The organism is Nocardioides deserti (assembly GCF_014266025.1).
In the GTDB taxonomy this organism is placed as follows: Bacteria; Actinomycetota; Actinomycetes; order Propionibacteriales; family Nocardioidaceae; genus Nocardioides; species Nocardioides deserti.
This window is the reverse complement of sequence record NZ_JACMYC010000003.1, coordinates 230,711-247,713: the sequence shown is the minus strand read 5'-3', so window position 1 is coordinate 247,713 and position 17,003 is coordinate 230,711. Positions and strand designations below refer to the sequence as shown.

The 17,003-nt window shown below is 76.1% G+C and carries 12 protein-coding genes; 8 read left to right on the top strand and 4 right to left on the bottom strand.

Annotated elements, in window-relative coordinates:
- Nucleotides 1-366: 366 nt before the first annotated feature.
- The 5 genes from H7344_RS06765 to H7344_RS06745 are packed head-to-tail and all read left to right on the top strand — an operon-like array spanning nucleotide 367 to nucleotide 7,112.
- Nucleotides 367-2,061 (top strand): P-loop NTPase family protein, encoded by a 1,695-nt coding sequence (locus tag H7344_RS06765; RefSeq protein ID WP_186345251.1) that lies wholly within the window; start codon nucleotides 367-369, stop codon nucleotides 2,059-2,061.
- The gene (locus H7344_RS06760) at nucleotides 2,058-3,740 is read left to right on the top strand and encodes a lipopolysaccharide biosynthesis protein (protein ID WP_186345250.1); all 1,683 of its coding nucleotides are present in this window, start codon (nucleotides 2,058-2,060) and stop codon (nucleotides 3,738-3,740) included. Before H7344_RS06765 ends, H7344_RS06760 begins: the two co-directional genes overlap by 4 nt.
- The gene (locus tag H7344_RS06755; protein ID WP_186345249.1) at nucleotides 3,722-4,621 is read left to right on the top strand and encodes a sulfotransferase family protein; all 900 of its coding nucleotides are present in this window, start codon (nucleotides 3,722-3,724) and stop codon (nucleotides 4,619-4,621) included. The genes H7344_RS06760 and H7344_RS06755 overlap by 19 nt, the downstream gene beginning before the upstream one ends.
- The gene (locus H7344_RS06750) at nucleotides 4,618-5,943 is read left to right on the top strand and encodes a methyltransferase domain-containing protein (protein WP_186345248.1); all 1,326 of its coding nucleotides are present in this window, start codon (nucleotides 4,618-4,620) and stop codon (nucleotides 5,941-5,943) included. Before H7344_RS06755 ends, H7344_RS06750 begins: the two co-directional genes overlap by 4 nt.
- Nucleotides 5,940-7,112: a hypothetical protein gene (locus H7344_RS06745; RefSeq protein WP_186345247.1), complete on the top strand. Its 1,173-nt coding sequence runs from the start codon at nucleotides 5,940-5,942 to the stop codon at nucleotides 7,110-7,112. The genes H7344_RS06750 and H7344_RS06745 overlap by 4 nt, the downstream gene beginning before the upstream one ends.
- On the opposite strand, the gene H7344_RS06740 is transcribed toward H7344_RS06745, so the two are convergent.
- From H7344_RS06740 to H7344_RS06730, 3 genes are all read right to left on the bottom strand, one after another.
- Nucleotides 7,102-8,154 (bottom strand): glycoside hydrolase family 26 protein, encoded by a 1,053-nt coding sequence (locus tag H7344_RS06740; protein WP_186345246.1) that lies wholly within the window; start codon nucleotides 8,152-8,154, stop codon nucleotides 7,102-7,104. The genes H7344_RS06745 and H7344_RS06740 overlap by 11 nt on opposite strands.
- A gap of 172 nt (nucleotides 8,155-8,326) precedes the next feature.
- A complete protein-coding gene (locus H7344_RS06735) occupies nucleotides 8,327-9,265 on the bottom strand; it encodes a glycosyltransferase family 2 protein (RefSeq protein WP_186345245.1) in 939 nt (312 codons plus the stop codon).
- Between the two features lie 48 nt (nucleotides 9,266-9,313).
- Entirely contained in the window at nucleotides 9,314-11,425 is a 2,112-nt protein-coding gene (locus H7344_RS06730) for a hypothetical protein (RefSeq protein ID WP_186345244.1), read from the bottom strand.
- A gap of 151 nt (nucleotides 11,426-11,576) precedes the next feature.
- Here H7344_RS06730 and H7344_RS06725 point away from each other — a divergent pair, with 151 nt between their 5' ends.
- From H7344_RS06725 to H7344_RS06715, 3 genes are read left to right on the top strand one after another with little or no spacing between them, the layout of a single operon-like run.
- A complete protein-coding gene (locus tag H7344_RS06725) occupies nucleotides 11,577-13,655 on the top strand; it encodes a delta-60 repeat domain-containing protein (RefSeq protein ID WP_186345243.1) in 2,079 nt (692 codons plus the stop codon).
- Nucleotides 13,652-14,527, top strand: a complete 876-nt coding sequence (locus H7344_RS06720; protein WP_186345242.1) for a LamG domain-containing protein — start codon at nucleotides 13,652-13,654, stop codon at nucleotides 14,525-14,527. Before H7344_RS06725 ends, H7344_RS06720 begins: the two co-directional genes overlap by 4 nt.
- Complete coding sequence (locus tag H7344_RS06715; RefSeq protein WP_186345241.1) at nucleotides 14,524-15,243, top strand: response regulator transcription factor; 720 nt, start codon at nucleotides 14,524-14,526, stop codon at nucleotides 15,241-15,243. The genes H7344_RS06720 and H7344_RS06715 overlap by 4 nt, the downstream gene beginning before the upstream one ends.
- Before the next feature lie 100 nt (nucleotides 15,244-15,343).
- Here the strand turns inward: H7344_RS06715 and H7344_RS06710 are convergent, their stop codons facing one another.
- Entirely contained in the window at nucleotides 15,344-16,897 is a 1,554-nt protein-coding gene (locus tag H7344_RS06710; RefSeq protein ID WP_186345240.1) for a cellulase family glycosylhydrolase, read from the bottom strand.
- Nucleotides 16,898-17,003: the final 106 nt, after the last annotated feature.

Sequence of the window (17,003 nt, the reverse complement as noted above, 5' to 3'; positions counted from 1 at the left end):
TCGTACGTCGTCGTAGCGCCGGAGGGCACAATCGGGGCGCTGACGAGCGCCGGGCATCCACGGAATGGCGTGCCCGCCAGCCGCGGTTCGCGGGGAGCCGTCGCATGGGGTCGACGACCGCCGGCGAGGCGGGGGGTGCCGGGCCCGGGCGTCACGTGAGGACTGCCGGGACCCACCACGACTGGCGGGACGCGTGCCGGGCAGCACGACCCGACGTCCCCAGCATGGGCCGGGCGCTCCTCCGCGCCATCCCCAAGTTCGGTGAACCACGCACGGCGTCCCCAATACGGGTGAGAAAGCGTCCTGAACGCGCGGCATGAGCACGGCCGCTGCCCACGATGACGGCTCCCCTCGAGAGGAGCCCTCGTGCATGAGCAGCTGATGACCGGTCCGTCCGGCGCGCGCCCCACCGAACCCCGCTCCGGCCGACCCCGCCGGCTGGCCGTCCTGCTCGTGGTCGCCTGCACGCTGCTCGGCGCCGGCGCCGGGCTGTGGTGGGGGCTCCAGCAGCAGTCGGTGCATCGGGCGTCCGCGGTCGTCCTGGTCAACCCGCTGGAGGGCAACCCGTTCAGCCCGGACGGACGCGGTGACGAGCTGGTCAACCTCGAGACGGAGGCGCAGCTCGTGCGCTCGGACACGATGGGGGACCTCGTGGGCCGGGCCCTCGACGAGGACTCGCGGACGTTGCTCGGCGACCTGTCGGTCTCGGTCCCGCCGAACACCCAGCTGCTCGAAATCACCGCCGAGGGCGCGACGGCGGACCGGGCCGGGCTGCGGGCCCAGGCGTTCGCGGAGACCTACCTGGCCTTCCGGCGGACCCGCACCGAGTCCGCGCGCTTCGACCGCGCCGCCGAGCTCGAGGAGCGGATCCGTGACCGCGAGGCCGAGCACGCGGCGCTGTCGGAGCAGCTGGACAAGGCGACGCCGCGCTCGTCGCAGGCGGCGGTGCTGACGCAGCAGATCGTCAACCTGAGCGTGCAGGCCGACGAGCTGCGCGCCCAGCTCGGCGCGACGCAGGGGCTCAACCCCGACCCGGGGCAGATCGTGACCCCGGCGGTGGCAGCCCGGTCGGGCCTGCCCGGTGGCCTGGTCACCGCCGCGCTCCTCGGCGCCCTCGCCGGAGCGGCGCTGGGCTGGGTCGGCGGGTCGGGCCTCGGACGGGACGGCACCCCCGGCGAGGATCCCGGCGCGCGGGCCGTCGGCCCCGGGGGTCGGGCTCCGGGTGCCCCCGCCCGCGCGTGGCCGGTGCCGCCGCTCGGCGCCCTGCCTCCGGCCGCCCCGGCCTCCGCGATGGCCACCGTCCGCGCAGCGCTGCTCGCCGCGGAGCGCGCGCGGCCCCTCACCGCCCTGGTCTGCCACCCGGCCGACGCGTTCGGCTCCGTCGCGGCCATCGGGCTCGCGCGATCCATGGCCGCCGCCCGGCTGCGCACCGTCCTCGTCGATGTCTCGCGCCCCCTCGGCCCGCCCGGACGTGGACTCGCCGACGTGCTCCGCGGCGACGTCCCGCTCGGGGACGTGCTCCTGGGCGAGGGACCGCACCTGCGGATGGTCGGCGCCGGGACCCGGGCCGCCGATCTCGACGACGTGCTCGCCGGACCGGCGGCCGAGCGGCTCCTGGCCGAGCTGCGCGCCGACGCCGACGTCGTGCTCATCGGTGGTGGCGCGGTCGGCGACCCGCGCACCCTGGCGCTCGTCGCGGCGGTCGACACGGTCCTGCTCGAGGCGTGCGCCGACACCGCCGACACCGCCGACCCCGCCGCGGCGTTCGAGCTGCTCCGCCGCGTCGGCGCCCGCTCGGTCCGGCTGCTCCTCGTCGACGGACCCGCCCCGACCACGGTGACGGGGGCCGCCCCGACGCCCGAGGCGGCCACGACCGGAGCCACGACCGGAGCCACGCCGGCGACCAAGGACGGGGCGGTCACCCCGTCGGAGCGCCAGCACGCGCGGCCGCGGTGGCGGCTGCGCCTCACCCGGTGGGTGGTCGGCCGGCCGCCGCCGGCGACCGAGCCTGCGCTGTCGGGGGGAGGCAGCGTTCACCGCGGCTCCGGCGGGGCCGGGTGAGCCCCCCGGGCGCGAGCGCGGGTCACCTGGGCCACGTCGCACGCGGAGGCCTGGTCGGCCTGGTGGGCTCGGCGTACGCCGCCGTCTGCGGCTTGGCGACGACCGTCCTGGTCGCCCGTGGGGTCGCCGCCGGTGACGCCGGCACGTTCTTCGCGGCGACGGCGCTCTTCGGCACCCTGGCGGTGATCTCCTGCCTCGGCACGGACGCGGGGCTCGCCCGGTTCCTGCTCCGGCTCGAGGCCGACGGCCGGGCCGACGACGTGCGGCGCGCCGTGCGGACCGCGGCGCTGCCCGCCCTCGGGGTCGCGTGCGCCACCGTGCTCGGCCTGCTGGTCCTTGCGGAGCCGCTCGCCTCGGGCCTCGGCCTGGGCGAGGACGGTGCCCGAGTGCTGCGCGCGATCGCGCTCGCGCTGCCGTGCTGCGTGCTCGCCGACGTGATGCTGGCTGCCACCCGGGCGGTCGGCCAGATGCACCAGACGGCGGTCGTCGACCGGGTGCTGCGGGCAAGCATCCAGCTGGTCGCGGTCGGTGCGGTGCTGGCCGCCGGGGGAGGACCCGCGGCGCTGGGCCTGGCGTGGGCGGCGGCGTACGTCGTGTCCCTGGTCGTGGCCGCGCTCGCCCTGCGTGCCTGCCTGCGCCGCCGGCCGCGTCCGGCCCGAGCCGGCGGCCCGGCCCGGGGTGGTCGTTCCTCGCTCGCCGGCGAGTTCTGGTCCTTCACCTGGCCGCGCGGCGTGGCCGGCCTGGCCCAGGTCGTGGTGCAGAAGGCGGACATCATCCTCGTGGCCGCGCTGCTCACGCCGGGCCACGCAGCGCTCTACACCGCCGCCACGCGCTTCGTGGCCGTGGGACAGCTGGCCAACCAGGCGGTCCACCAGGTGCTGCAGGCGCGCTTCACCGTGCTCCTGCTCGGCGGGGACGCCTCGGCCCTGCGGCGCACCTTCGCCGTCACGACCGCCTGGGCGGTGCTGCTCGTGTGGCCGCTCTACCTCGTCGTCGGCACGGCCGCACCGACCTACCTCGCCGTCTTCGGCTCCGACTACGTCACCCCGGGCACGCTCGCCACCGTCGCGGTCATGGCGGCCACGATGCTGCTGGCCGTCGGCTCCGGCCCGGTCGACACGCTGCTGCTGATGGCCGGACGCAGCCGGCTCAGCATGACCAACGGCCTGGTCGCCCTGGCGGTCGACATCGCCGCCTGCCTCGTCCTCGTGCCCCGCCTCGGCATCGTCGGCGCAGCGATCGCCTGGGCCCTGGCCCTGGTCGTCCGCTCGTCCCTCGGGATCTGGCAGGTCCGCAGCGCCGTCGACCTCCGCGGCGCCTGGGGCGTGCCGGCACTCGCCGGCGGTGTCGCCCTGGCGTGCTTCGGCCTGCCCGGCCTGATCGCAGGGCTCGCCCTCGAGCCGTCGCCGGTCGGTGCGCTGCTCGTCGCCGCGCTCGGCGGCGTCGCGTACGTCGCCGTCCTGGCCGCCCTGGCTGATCGGCTGGACCTCGACACCGCCGTCGCGGCGCTCCGGCGTCGGCGTCGCGCCACCCCGGACCCCACACCCACCGCGTCAGCCACCACACCCACCAGCACCACCACCACCACCACGCGGGAGCGGCTCACTGCGACGTCGACGACGTCCGGCCGCCCCGCACGCTCGAAGGAGAGTGACGACCCATGCTTGCTCGAGACCTGACCCGACGGATGGGCGAACACCTGCCCGCACCCGTCACCGAGGGCCTGCGGGCCGCGGCGCTGGCGTGGGGGTGGCTGACCGCCCCGTGGCGGGTGCTGCCCGACGTCCTCGTGGTCGGCGCCCAGCGCGCCGGCACGACGACGATGTTCCGGCTCCTGTCCGAGCACCCCGACCTGGTGCGGCCGACGACGACGAAGGGCACGAGCTACTTCGATGACGAGCACGCCCGCGGTCCGCGGTGGTACCGCGCCCACTTCCCGCTGCGCCCGCTGGCCCGCCTGGCCCGGCCCGGGCGCCGGCTGCGGGCCTTCGAGTGCAGCGGCTACTACCTCTTCCACCCGCTGGCCGCCGGCCGGATCGCTCGCGAGCTGCCCGGCGCCCACGTCGTCGTGCTGGTCCGCGACCCCGTCGAGCGCGCCCGCTCGGCCCACCGCCACGAGCTCGCCCGCGGGTTCGAGACGCTGCCCTTCGACGAGGCCCTCCGGGCCGAGGAGGGGCGCCTCGCCGGCGAGCAGGAGCGGCTGGTGACCCGGCCGGGCAGCACGAGCTTCGAGCACCGGCACCACGCCTACCTGGCCCGCGGCCGCTATGGCGAGCAGGTCGAGCGGTTCGTCGCGGCGCTCGGGCCCGACCGCGTCCACGTGGTCGACGCCGACCGGTTCTTCGCGGACCCGGTGCCGCACTTCGCTGCGCTCCAGGAACGCCTGGGCCTGACGCCGTGGACGCCGCCGGTCGTCGAGCGGTGGAACGCCCGACCTGCCGACCCCTTGCCGCCGGACGAGCACGCTGCGCTGCTGGAGCACTTCGCGGACTCCGACACGGTGCTGTCGGGATACCTCGACGACGCACCGTCCTGGCGGGCCGAGGCGGTGGCCCGATGAGCGCCGTCGTCACCGGTCACCGCTCCCGCGTCCGCGACCTGCGCCACCGGCTCGGCCGCCGCCTGCACGACGGCGCTGCCGCGGGGACCAAGGCGGTCGGCCAGGCGCCGATGCCCCCCGGGCTGAAGAAGGCGCTGTCGGTCGCCGTCTGGCACCAGGGCACGACGAAGGTCCCGCTGTCCAAGGTGCTCCTGGGTGGGCAGAACGGCCTGCCGGTCGAGACCGTCGCCGAGGCCACGGGCGACCTCCTGTGGGGCTCGCGGACGGTCGCCGACGGTCCGCACGTGGCGCTCCTGCGCGCCGGCCTCGAACGGCCGCTCACCGACGAGGAGGTCCTGGCCTCGCCGTACGCCGAGCTCGCCCGCGCCTGCATCCGCCTGTCGGGGCAGTACTTCGGGGTCACCGACGACGTCGGCATCCTGCGGCTCGCCCGCGACTTCCTCGCCCGGGCGGCGGCGCCCGAGACCCCGGTGGACCCGCACGCGGCACCGGTGCGGCCGCACCAGAGCGACCCGGGGACGCCGGTGCTGCTGGCGCCGGTGCGCGACTCCGACTGCTACCAGGTCGTCGACGGCCACCACCGGCTCGCGATCGAGGTGGTGCGCGGCGCGGTCGGGGTCCGGGCGCGGGTCCGGCGGCTGTCGGTGACGACGCCGCTGCAGGACGTCCTCGACGAGATGTCGTGGATCGGCGGGGAGCTCGAGCTCTACCAGCCGGTCGACGCGCCCGAGCTGCGACGGGGCTACCGACTGGTGCGCCGCTGCACCGACCGGTTGGCGATGATGACTCCGCTGCTCGAGGAGGTCGCCGCCGAGGCGGACGCCCGGCCGACGTACCTCGACGTCGCCGCCTGCTACGGGTGGTTCGTCGACGCGGTGGGCGGGCTCGGCTACGACGCCGAGGGGGTCGAGCGCGACCCGGCGGCGCCGCGGGTGGCCGCCGCGCTGCACGGCACGGACCCCGGCCGCGTGCACGTCGCCGACGCCGTGGACTTCCTCGCCACCGGCCGGACCTGGGACGTCGTCTCGTGCTTCAGCCTGCTGCACCACTTCGTCCTCGGCAGGGGTCCCTGCCCTCCGGAGGAGCTGGTGCGGCTGCTGGACGGGGCGACCGGACGGGTGCTGTTCCTGGACACCGGCCAGGCCCACGAGCACTGGTTCCGCGACTCGCTGCCGGAGTGGGACGCCGAGCACGTCCGGTCGTTCCTGGCGGAGCACACGACGTTCGACCGCATCATCGACCTGGGCACCGACAGCGACGCCGTGCCGCCGTACCAGGACAACTACGGCCGCCACCTCTTCGCCTGCGTGAGGGACCGGTGACCACCCTCGGCGTGCACCGCGGCGACGACCCGCTGGTGTCCGCCTTCCGCTCGCTGTGGCCCGAGGCCGTCGTGGCCGAGCAGCCCGGCGGCAGCTGGGCGCTGGTCCCGAGCGCCCGGCGGCCCCGGCTGGTCGTGCCGGTCGCCTCGCGGATGGCCGCCGGCCGGTCGCTGTGCCGCTTCAGCGCGGACTCCTCCGCCGGCCAGGTCGTACGCCGCGTCGCCGGCGCGGCCGTGGTCGGCGCCACCCGGGGGTCGGTGCTGGGCACCCGGGTGAGCGTCAACGGAGGGTCGACGGACTCCTTCGCCCGCCACCTCGAGGGGCTGATGGGGCACCCGGTCGTCTTCTCGGTCGGCGTGGGCTCGGAGCGGGTCAACCGCAAGCCCGTGCTCCAGGTCTTCGACGAGCGCGGGCGCACCGTCGCCTTCGTCAAGATCGGCGACTCGGACGTCTCGCGGGCCGACGTCGCGGCCGAGGGGTCGCACCTGCGCCGCATCGCCGCGGCGCCCCTGCACCACGTGGTCGCGCCGCGCGTGCTGCACGAGTCGTGCTGGCACGGCCGGGTGGTGCTGGTGCTCGAGGCGCTGACCACCCGCCACGCGGGCGTGCCGCGTCCGCGCCGGACCCGGACGGCACCGCCGGCGGCGGCGATGGCCGAACTCGCGCGCGCCTTCGCCCAGCCGGAGGTCCCCCTCGAGGGGCTGCCCTGGTGGGCCGAGCAGCGGCGGTTGACCACGCGGATGCTCGATCCGACCTGGGGGCGGCGGGTGCGGCGTGCCATGGACCGACTGGAGGCCCGTGCGGCCGGTAGGCCGTGGGCGGTCGGCGCCTGGCACGGTGACTGGACGCCCTGGAACATGGCGCCGCGCGGCGACAAGGTCCACCTCTGGGACTGGGAGCGGTTCGAGACCGGCGTGCCGCAGGGCCTGGACCTGCTGCACCACGTGGTCAACGTCGCCACGGTCCGCGCCGGCGCCTCGCCGGCGGTCGTGGTGGGTGCCCTGCCCGCCGGGTCGCCGCGGGAGCGGGTGCTCGCCGGGGCGTACCTCGTCGCGGTGACCAACCGCTACCTGCTGCTGGCGGCCACCGAGCGCGGCGAGCACATCCGCGACCGCGGGCTGTGCACGCTCGCCGCGCTCGAGCGGCTCGCCGGGGACGTCAGCGGCTGAGCCGCGGGCTGGTGCGCAGGGTCGCGCGGAACGCCTTGCGCTTCACCTTCGTCGTCAGCGGCCAGGAGCCGTAGGCGTTGAGGTGGGTGTCGAAGTAGGTGAACGCCACGCCGCCGTGTCGGACCAGCGAGCGGTACGTCGCCTTGATCCAGCCCGGGTACGCCGCGGCCGCCTGGTGGGTCAGGCCGGTCTCGGCGATGCCCCAGGCGACGTCGTGCCGCTTCGCCCAGCGCGCGAACGGGCGGAAGTACCGCTTGCCCATCTGCGGCCACTCGCGGATCGTGCGGCCGTCCTTGGTCACGCCGACCTCGTTGTAGACGTCGAAGCCGGCCACGTCGACCTTGACCCCGCGGGGCCAGATCTTGCCCAGGCGGTACGCCGGGTCGCCGTAGAGCTGGTTCCAGCCCGTGAGGACCACGGTGAAGCCGACGTTGTCGGCGGTGCGCCGGACGAGCGGGGCGAGCCGCTGCTGCATCTTCCGCCAGGCCTGGACGTCGCCGTCGCCCTCGGGCTCGTGGTGGAAGGCGACCCAGACCGGTCCGGGGACCTTGTCGAGCCGGCGGGCGACGCCGCGGGCCCACGCGTCGCCGTCGCCGGCGGCCATCTGCTCCCAGGAGCGCGGCAGCTTGAAGCTGATCCACGGCAGCCGGCCGCGGCGCACGTCGCGGCGCGCGGTGCGCACGGCGCTGTCGACCTGGCTCGCGGTGTAGTAGGTGCGGCGCACGCCGAGCGGGCGGCCGCTGGGGCGCTCGAGGCCGGCCGGCTCGGTGTTGGCGCCGTGGGCCGCGCCGACGAGGGCGCCGCAGCTCGGGACGCCGCGCCGGCTGACCCGGCAGCCGTTGCTCAGCCGGGACGGCGTGGCGGTGCGGGCGGACTGCTCCGGCGTCGCGGACCCGCGAGCGGCGGACGCCCGGGGGGCGTCGGCTGTCGCGACCAGGAGAGCGGTCACCAGGAGGCCGGCGAGACCGGCGGCGAGCGCCGCCCAGGTGCGCAGGGCGAGGCGTCGACGGGCGGTGGGGGCATGCGGTCGGGCGTGGGACACGGTTCCTCGGTTCGGTGCGGGACACCCCAGATGGGGTATGGACCGCGGAGGAACGTACCGAGGAGTGGGATCCGAGGGGCCCCGCGACGTACCCCAGATGGGGTACGTCGGCGGGTGCCGTCAGGCTGAGGGATCGGTCACACGGGCGCGCTCGCAAGGCGCGCGGCGGCGCTCAGATGCCGTGCCCGCGCCGGTTCGCCAGGTCGAGCACACGGTCGGCCGACAGCAGGTGGAGCGCGATCGCGCCGGCCAGGTAGGAGCGGCGCTCCCACGGCCAGGTGCGCACCGCCCGGACGGCAGCGGCGAGCGCGCCGGCGTCGCCGGACGCCGCGAGCGCGAACGCCCGCTGGCCGTAGATGCGACCGAGGGCGCGGGGGTCCTCGGCGAAGGCGGTGTGCTTGGCGAGCAGGTGATCGAGGGCCGCGACGATGACCGACCACTGCCGGGCGAACTGCGAGGAGCCCCAGCGCACCAGCACCAGGCCCATCTCGACGACGGCCACCTCTCCGACCGCGGCGGCGCGGAGGATCCAGTCGTAGTCCTCCGCGTAGCTGCCCGGGAGGTCCTCGTCGACCAGGCCGATGGGGCCCTCGAGCGCGTCGCGGCGCACCATCACCGTCGAGGGGTGGGCGGCCATGACGCGGTGCCGCGCGAGCGCGCGGACGGTCATCTCCTCGGGCCGCGGGATGCGCGTGGTGTGGTGGTCGCGGTAGTCCACGACGATGCCGGTCACCGACGTCGATGCGCCCGTCCGCCCGAGCAGCTCGACCTGGCGGGTGAGCTTGTCCTCGAACCACACGTCGTCGTCGTCGCAGAACGCCACGAGGTCGCCGTGCCCGGCGAGGATGCCGGTGTTGCGCGAGCCGGCGAGCCCGGGCGTGCGGGTGTTGACCAGGACCTCGACCGACCGGCGGTCCCCGTCGTGGACCAACGAGGTGTCCGGCGCGCACCGGTCGTGGACGACCAGGCACCGGATCACCCCCGGGTAGTCCTGGGACATCACCGCGTCCACGGCCGTCCGCACCAGCTCGGGCCGGTCGTGGGTGGCCACCACGACGTCGACGCTCGGCAGGTGGGTGGGGCGGGCGGTGCTGCTGCGGGGTGCGGTCACGGTGGAGCTCCTCGGGTCGTCGGGGACGGATGTCGGGCAGTCGGGTGGTCAGGTGGTCCGGCGGCGTCGGGCGAGCAGGACGCCGGCGAGCAGGCCGAGACCCGCGCCGGAGGCGACGGGCACCTCCGCGCGGCCGGGCAGGCGCTGCGCCGGCGAGGCGCCCACGACCTCACCGACGCTGGGCCGCGACGTCTCGAGGTAGTCGACCTCCCGCAGGATCCGCTCGCGCTCGGCCCGCAGGAGCGTGAGCCCGGGGTCGAGCTCGGCGAGCTGGCGGGTGAGGCTCCGGACGAGGTCGTTGCGGCGCTGGGTGAGGAACACGTCGCGCTCGCGGAGGTACGACGCCGCGACGGCGTCGGCGGCCCGCTCGGCGTCGCGGGGGTCGGGGAGGTCGACGGTCAGCCGCAGGACGTCCGAGCGGGGTGCGGCGGTGACGGCGACGGCCTCGCGCAGCTCGGCGACGTCCTCGCCGGTCGCGGCGGCGGCCCGCCGCAGGGAGCGCTCCGAGACGAGCAGGGCGGCCTCGGTGTCGACGGTGATGTCCCGCGGCGGGTCGGCCTCCCCGTCCACGGTGAGCGGGGTCCCGGGCGTGCCGGTGGCGAGGTAGACCGGTGCGGGCGTGACGAGGATGACCGCCGTCGCCCGGTGCACGGGGTCGGCGGGCGCGGCGGCGAGCGCGGTGCCGGCGGTCGCACCCACGAGGCCGCAGGCCGCGACGACGGGCGCGGCCCGCCGCAGGGCGCGTCGCAGGTCGCCCCGGTGGACCTCGCGGTGGCGACCCTCGCCGGCCGCCGCCTGCTCGCGGGCGAGGAGGCCGACGGCGACCATGACGACGTACAACGGCAGCCCGAGGGTGTCGTAGACGGGCAGCTGGACCACGAAGAACAGCACGACGAACGCGCAGGTCACCTCGGTGGTGGTCCGGCACCGGCGGCTCCGCGCCAGGGCGGCGGCCAGGAACGCCAGGAACAGGCCGAGCCCGACCCAGCCCTGGGAGAACAGCACGAGCCACAGCTGCCCCTGGGTGCCCAGGGGCGGGACGCCGCAGGCGGGGCACTCGGGGGTCGCGGCACCGCTGATCGAGGCGAAGCTGCCCTGGACGTCGCGGGTGCTGCCGAAGCCCGCGACCGGCGAGCCGGTCGTGACCGACGTCGTGGTGGTCGTCAGCAGCTGGCCGCGGCGCTCGTTGCTGTGCTGGTTCTCGAAGCGGTCGACGTAGACCTGGGCCAGGGGGCTCGCGACGAGCGCGCCCAGCCCGACGACCGCGGCCAGCACCAGGCCGGTCACCGCCCGCGGGTCCCCGCGGCGGGCCTTGAGCACGACCAGGGCCAGCAGGCCGATCACGAGGGTGCCCCACAGCCCCCGGTTGAGGGAGTAGACGACCGGCCAGGCGGCCACGACCAGCAGCGCCGGCACCGCGAGGCGCAACCAGCGCCGCCGGCGGCGGTCGAGGGCGAGCAGGAAGACCAGGCTGAGCGAGAGGCAGCTGCCCCAGGTGTTGGTGAAGGGGAACGGCGCCTTGGGGCGCGGCTCGGGACGGCCGAGCACGTCCTGGACGTCCGCGACCTGCGGGTGCACCAGCGACGCGACGAACGCGTTGTTGCTCAGGCCGGCCGGCAGCAGCGACTCGACCAGCGAGGTGACCTCGAGCTCCGGCGCGAGCAGGCCGACGATCCCGCCGGCCGTGCAGAGCACGAACAGCCACGCCAGCAGCGCCCGGACCCGGCCGTCGGGAAGGTCCTCGCGGCGCGTGTTGGCCACCCAGACCAGGACGATCCCGCACGCGACGTACCAGGCCAGGCGGAAGCCGAAGACCAGCAGCCGCGAGGAGTCCCCGCCCGGGACGGCGTCGGGGGCGTCGGTCCACAGCAGCGCACCGCCGAGCAGGACCCAGCAGCAGAAGAGCGCCCACCAGCCCACGCCCGCCGGCAGCACGAGCGTCCGGCGCTGCCGCAGCTGGTGCAGCATCGGCACGGCGAGGGCGAGGGGCAGGAACGAGTCCAGCCCGAGCAGCCACCACACCGGGTAGCCCGCCAGCAGGACCACGATCGGCCAGCCCGGCCCCAGCCCGCCGTGCGACCGCGGCGCCGGCGCCGGCACCCGGGTCGGCGGGGGTCCGGGCGTCGGTGCAGGGCGCGCGACGAGAGCGCTGGATGGCATGCCACCACCCAACCCGGGAGCCGCGCGCAGGCCCTCACCAATGTTGAGGAACTTGCCAGGCACGGACCGGCGTCGCGATCGGGCGCTCCTAACGTCCGATCCACGGACGGCGGACCGGCCGCACCGTCATCGAAGAGTCAGGACTCCGCTCATGTGCGCACGCCCCTCGGCGCTGCTCGTGGGCGTCGTGGCCATCGGGGCCGCGGCGGTCGCGCACCTTCCCGTCGCGTCCGGGTCCGCCGGCGCTGGTCCCGGCGCTGGCCCCGGCCACCTCGCGGACCGCACCGTCGCCGAGCAGCCGGCGGCGGGCACGCCGCAGGTCCTCGACGGGCGGGTGTACGCCGTCACGCAGGTCGGCGACACGATCGTCCTGGGCGGCACCTTCACCCGGGTGCGCGACGCCGGTGCCGGCCCGGCCGACGTGCTGCGTCGGCGCGGACTGGTCGCCTTCAGTGCGACGACCGGGCGGGTCGACCGGACGTTCGACGGCCGGGTGGTGGGGGAGGTGCGCGCCCTGGAGCCCGCCGCCGACGGCCGCTCGGTCTACGTCGGAGGCACCTTCACCAGGATCGGCGGCAAGCCTCGCGGACGGCTCGCGAGGGTGCGGCTCGCCGACGGGTCGGTCGTCGGGTCGTTCCGTCCCGGCCGGGTCGCGGGCAAGGTGCGCGACCTGGCCCTGCACGACGGGCGGCTGTGGGTCGGCGGGGCGTTCACGCACATCGGTGGCCGGGACCAGGTCGCCCTCGCGACGCTCGCGCCGGGGAGCGGCCGCGCGACGTCGTACATGTCCCTGCGCGTGCGCGGCAACCACCGACGCGGCGTCACGCAGGTCCTCAAGCTCGACCTGACCCCGGACGGCTCGCGGCTGGTCGCGGTCGGCAACTTCGCGCGGCTGCAGCAGCGCCGGTCGCACCAGGTGCTCGTGCTGCGGCTGACCCGCTCCGGCGCCCGGCCCGCAGCGTTCCGCACGCGCTTCTTCGAGGCGCCGTGCTCGCGCGCCTACGACAGCTACCTGCGCGACGTCGACGTCGCCCCGGACGGCTCGTTCTTCGTCGTGACCACGACGGGCGCGTACGGCGGCCCGCACGGCCCGTGCGACTCGGCCAGCCGGTTCGAGACGCGTGCGACCGGTGCCGACGTGCGGCCCTCGTGGGTCGACCGGACCGGGGGCGACACGTCGTACGCCGTCGAGGTCACCCGCAGCGCGGTCTACGTCGGCGGCCACCAGCGCTGGTGGAACAACCCGCGCGGCCGCAACCGGCCCGGTCCGGGCGCGGTCCGTCGTGAGGGGATCGCCGCGCTCGACCCCCTGAACGGGCTGCCGCTGTCCTGGAACCCGGGCCGCGACCGCGGCGTGGGCGTCTTCGACTTCCTCGCCACCGAGCGGGGACTGTGGGTGGTCTCGGACACGACCTGGATCGGCGGCCTCCGGCGCGCCCGCGTCGCGCTCATGCCGGCCGCCGCGCCGGCCGTGCCGGTCTCGCGGACCGCCACCCTCCCGGCCGAGGCGTACGTCGCCGCGCCGGGCGGCCGCGACGAGCTGCTGCGCCGGCGGCTGACCACGACGTCCGCGACGCCGGCGTCGGTCGTGGCGACCGGTCCCAGCGGCACGGTGGACTGGCGCACGGTGCGCGGCGCGTTCATGGTCGACGGCTGGGTCCACCTCGCGCGCCGCGACGGCACCTTCGTCCGCCACACCTTCGACGGCAGCGTGCTGGGCCCGGCCCGTGCCGTCGCGACCCAGGACCGGCTGCGCCCGCTCACGGCGTGGCGCGCGGACGTCCGGGCGGCCACGTCGATGGCCTACCAGGACGGCCGGATCTACTTCACCCGCGCCGGCACGGACCGGCTCTTCTACCGCTACTTCTCCCCGGAGAGCGGCGTGGTCGGCGCCCAGCGGCACGTCGCCTCCGGCCCGGTGCGCGGCTTCCGGCCGAGCCGGGTCCGCGGCCTGGCGCTCACGCGGCGCCACGCGTTCGTCGTCGGGGCCGACGGCGCGCTCCGCCGGGTCGGCTGGCGGCGGGTCGGCGGCTCGTCCCGGCCCGTTCCCGCGAGCGCCCGCCGCGTGGCCGGTGGGGGAGCGTGGACCGGGGGCGCGATGTTCCTGTTCCAGGGCCCGGGTGGTGCGGCCGGACCACCGCCGGCCGAGACGCCGGCCGAGACGCCGGCCGAGACGCCGCCAGAACCATCGCCTCCGGCGGGCCCGGTCGGCCCGGGGAGTGCGCCGTGAGCGCCGGCCGGACCGCGTCCGTCGTGGTCGTGGTGGTCGCGGTCCTCGGCCTGCCGGCGTGCCAGGGTGACGGCGCCGACCGGGGCGCGGCCGGCGCGCCGGCACGTGAGGACCTCGCCGCGTCGACCCGGCCGACCACGTCGTCCCGGGCGGTCCCCGGCCGTGAGCTGCTGCTCACCTTCGACGACGGCGCGGCGCCGGTCGGGTCGGTGATCGGCTCGGTGGCCAACCGCGGCCGCCAGGAGGTCGAGGTCGCCATGGTCACCCACAACGGCGGCCGCATCGTCCGCGAGGTGGGGACGGCCGGGACGGGAGCGCGGCTCCCGGCGGTGGACGAGGACGAGACGACCGCGGCCGCGGCCGCGGTCGTCGTGCGGCCGGTCGGGCCGAAGGACCGGCTGAGCCCCGGAGGGGCGCGCTTCGTCATCAGCGCGGACTTCGTCCTCGACGCCGACTCCGTCGCACCGCACGACGACGGCGACAACATCGTGCAGCGCGGGCTCTACGCGGACGCCGCGCAGTACAAGCTCCAGGTCGACGGCCGGCGCGTGTCCTGCCGGGTCGAGGGCGACCGCGGCGAGGTGGTCGTCCGGTCGTCCCTGGCGGTGCGCCCCGGTCGGTGGTACTCCGCCACGTGCTCCCGGCGCGGGCAGCGGCTCACGCTGACCGTGGCCGGCGTGCGCAACAACCTGGCGTGGGCGCGTCCGCGTGCCTGGACCGCGAGCGGACCGATCGGCTCGGTGGCCTTCGACCCCGCCGTGCCGGTGACGGTGGGAGCGAAGGTGCTCGCCGCCGGGGACATCGCGACGTCCGACAGCGACCAGTTCAACGGAGCCCTCGACAACGTCCGCATCGATCGGCCGGGGCGATGACCGCGGGCCCGGGCGACCTGATGCTGCCCGACGCCCAGGGTGAGCACCGCCCCGGCGTACGGCGCCGGCTCGTGCTGATGGCCGAGGAGCGGCTGGTGGGGGAGACCGTGCGGGTGGCCCTGCGCAGCCGCGGGTTCGACGCGGTCGCGCTGGACTGGCCGCCGCCGCACCGCTCGGCCCCCGAGCACCGGCGCCAGGTGCAGCTCGCGCGCTCGCGGGTCGGCGTCATCTTCGGCGACCTGGTCACGGCACGTCGTCGGGAGGAGGCACGGGCCGTCGTGGAGGCTGCGCCGCTGCGGTGGCTGCTCGTGGTCAGCGACCCGTCCGACCCGGTCTGGGGGGCGATGGTGCAGGCGGGGGCCGCCGGCGTGCTGCCGACCTCGGTGAGCCTCGACGACCTCGCGCTCGCGCTCGCGCTGCTGTTCGGCGGGCAGGACCTGCTCTCGCCGGCCCGGCGACGGGCGATGGTCGAGGCGTGGCGGGAGAGCGAGCGGAGCGACTCGCGGGCGTCGACGTTGATCGGCCGGCTGAGCACCCGCGAGCGCGAGATCCTCGGGCTGCTCTACGAGGGGGTCACGGTCGCCGAGATCGCCGAGGGGACCGGCGTGAGCGAGCAGACCGTGCGCAGCCAGGTCAAGGCGGTGCTGCGCAAGCTCGAGGTGAACTCCCAGCTCTCCGCCGTCGCGGTCTACCGACGGGTGGTGGCGAGACGGTGACGAGAGACGGTGACGAGAGACGGTGGCGAGAGACGGGGACGGGGGCCGGTCACCGAGGTGACCGACCCCCGACGGGTCGTGCGTCAGGCGGAGCGGTGGGTCACGGGCGCGGCAGCGCCGCGGAGTCGCTCAGCCCGTTGGCGAAGTCCTGCCGCTTCGACGCGCTGCCGAGGAGCCACGAGCCGTAGGCGTTCAGCTCGGTGTTGAAGTACGCCGCCGCGACGCCGCCGCGCGCGACCAGCTGGTCGTAGGTGCGGTCGATCCAGCGCGGGTCCTTGGCGTGTCCCTCGTCGGTCAGGGCCCACTCGGCCATGCCCCACGCGACGTCGTTCGCCTGTGCCCAGGTCTGGATCTTGGCGAAGTAGTCGGTGTCGAAGTCGGACATCTTGGTGATCGTCTTGCCGTTCTTCACGACGCCGTACTCGTTGTAGAGGTCGAAGCCGGCGACGTCGATCTTGGTGTTCCGCGGCCACAGGTTGTCCAGGCTGTACTGGCTCGCGCCGTAGAACTGGTTCCACCCGGTCAGCACGACGGTGTACGCCACGTTGGGCGCCGCGGCGCGGACCAGGGGAGCAAGGCGCTCCTGCATCTGGCGCCAGGCGTCGATGTTGCCGTCACCCTCCGGCTCGTGGTGGAAGGCCACCCAGACCGGGCCGTCGAGCGCGGCGAACCGCTTCGCGATGTCCTTGGCCCAGGCGTCACCTGCGCCGGCGGCCATCTGCTCCCAGGAGTGGGGCAGCTTGAAGCTGATCCACGGGAGGCGACCCTGCGCGAGGTCGGTCGTCGCGGTCCGGACCGCCGAGCTCACGCCGGTGGCGGTGTAGAACGTGCGCCGCACGCCCAGCCGGCGGCCGGCCTGCTGCTCGAGGGTGGCCGGGTCGGAGTTGCCGCCGTACGCCGCCCCGAAGTATGCGCCGCAGCTCGGGATGCCCCGGGCGCTGTAGGTGCACCCGTTGGTCAGCGTGCCCGTGGGAGTGGGCGCGGAGACCGGCGGGACGGTCGGGACCGGCGTGGGGGTCGGCGTGGGGGTCGGCGTGGGCGTCGGGACCGGCGTCGGCGTGGGCGTCGGCGTCGGCGTCGGGGTCGGCGTGGGCGTGGGCGTGGGCGTGGGCGTGGGCGTGGGGGTGGGCGTCGGGGTCGGCTCGGGCGCCGTGGTGTCGGCGGGCGCGCCGGGCGTGGCCATCGCGACGTCGTCGAGGAGCACGTCGTGCTTGCGGCCGGCCTTGGGAAGCACGACCCGGACGCGCAGCGTCGACCCGGCGCGCGTGGTCGTGATCGGCACCTGGAGCGAGGTCCACCGGCCGGCGGCGACCGTGGTGCTGGTGCGTCGGCTCTGGACCCAGCCGCCGGAGCGGGTGACCTCGCGGGCGACCAGCGTGACCTTCTGGCGCGCGGACGTGCGGAACCAGGCGCCGGCGGTGCCCTGGGTGCCTCGCGGCGCGGCGGTGGCGTCGGGCGTGGCCAGGCTGTCGACCTGGACGTACGCGGGCCGGATCGTCCGCACGCGCAGCGACCGGTTGCCGGTGCGCGCGGTCGTGGACGTCTGGAGCTGGGCACCGGCGCCCCCGGAGACGGAGTAGCCGCTGGTGCCGCGCTCGACGCTGCCGTTCCGGACGCCGAGGTCGGCGACCGCGGCGGCGGCGGGGGTGTTCATGGACAGGGTGGAGAGGAGCAGGGTCGCCGTTCCGACGGCGGCCGCTGCTGTGGCGGTGGTACGGATGATCGTCTGCCTCTGCGGTTCGGGTACGCCGCACCGAGCT

Coding starts and splice junctions, on each gene's coding strand:
- H7344_RS06755 (WP_186345249.1), top strand. CDS start 3,722: ATGCTTGCTCGAGACCTGACCCGACGGATGGGCGAACACCTGCCCGCA.
- H7344_RS06750 (WP_186345248.1), top strand. CDS start 4,618: ATGAGCGCCGTCGTCACCGGTCACCGCTCCCGCGTCCGCGACCTGCGC.
- H7344_RS06730 (WP_186345244.1), bottom strand. CDS start 11,425: ATGCCATCCAGCGCTCTCGTCGCGCGCCCTGCACCGACGCCCGGACCC.
- H7344_RS06725 (WP_186345243.1), top strand. CDS start 11,577: ATGTGCGCACGCCCCTCGGCGCTGCTCGTGGGCGTCGTGGCCATCGGG.
- H7344_RS06715 (WP_186345241.1), top strand. CDS start 14,524: ATGACCGCGGGCCCGGGCGACCTGATGCTGCCCGACGCCCAGGGTGAG.
- H7344_RS06710 (WP_186345240.1), bottom strand. CDS start 16,897: ATGAACACCCCCGCCGCCGCCGCGGTCGCCGACCTCGGCGTCCGGAAC.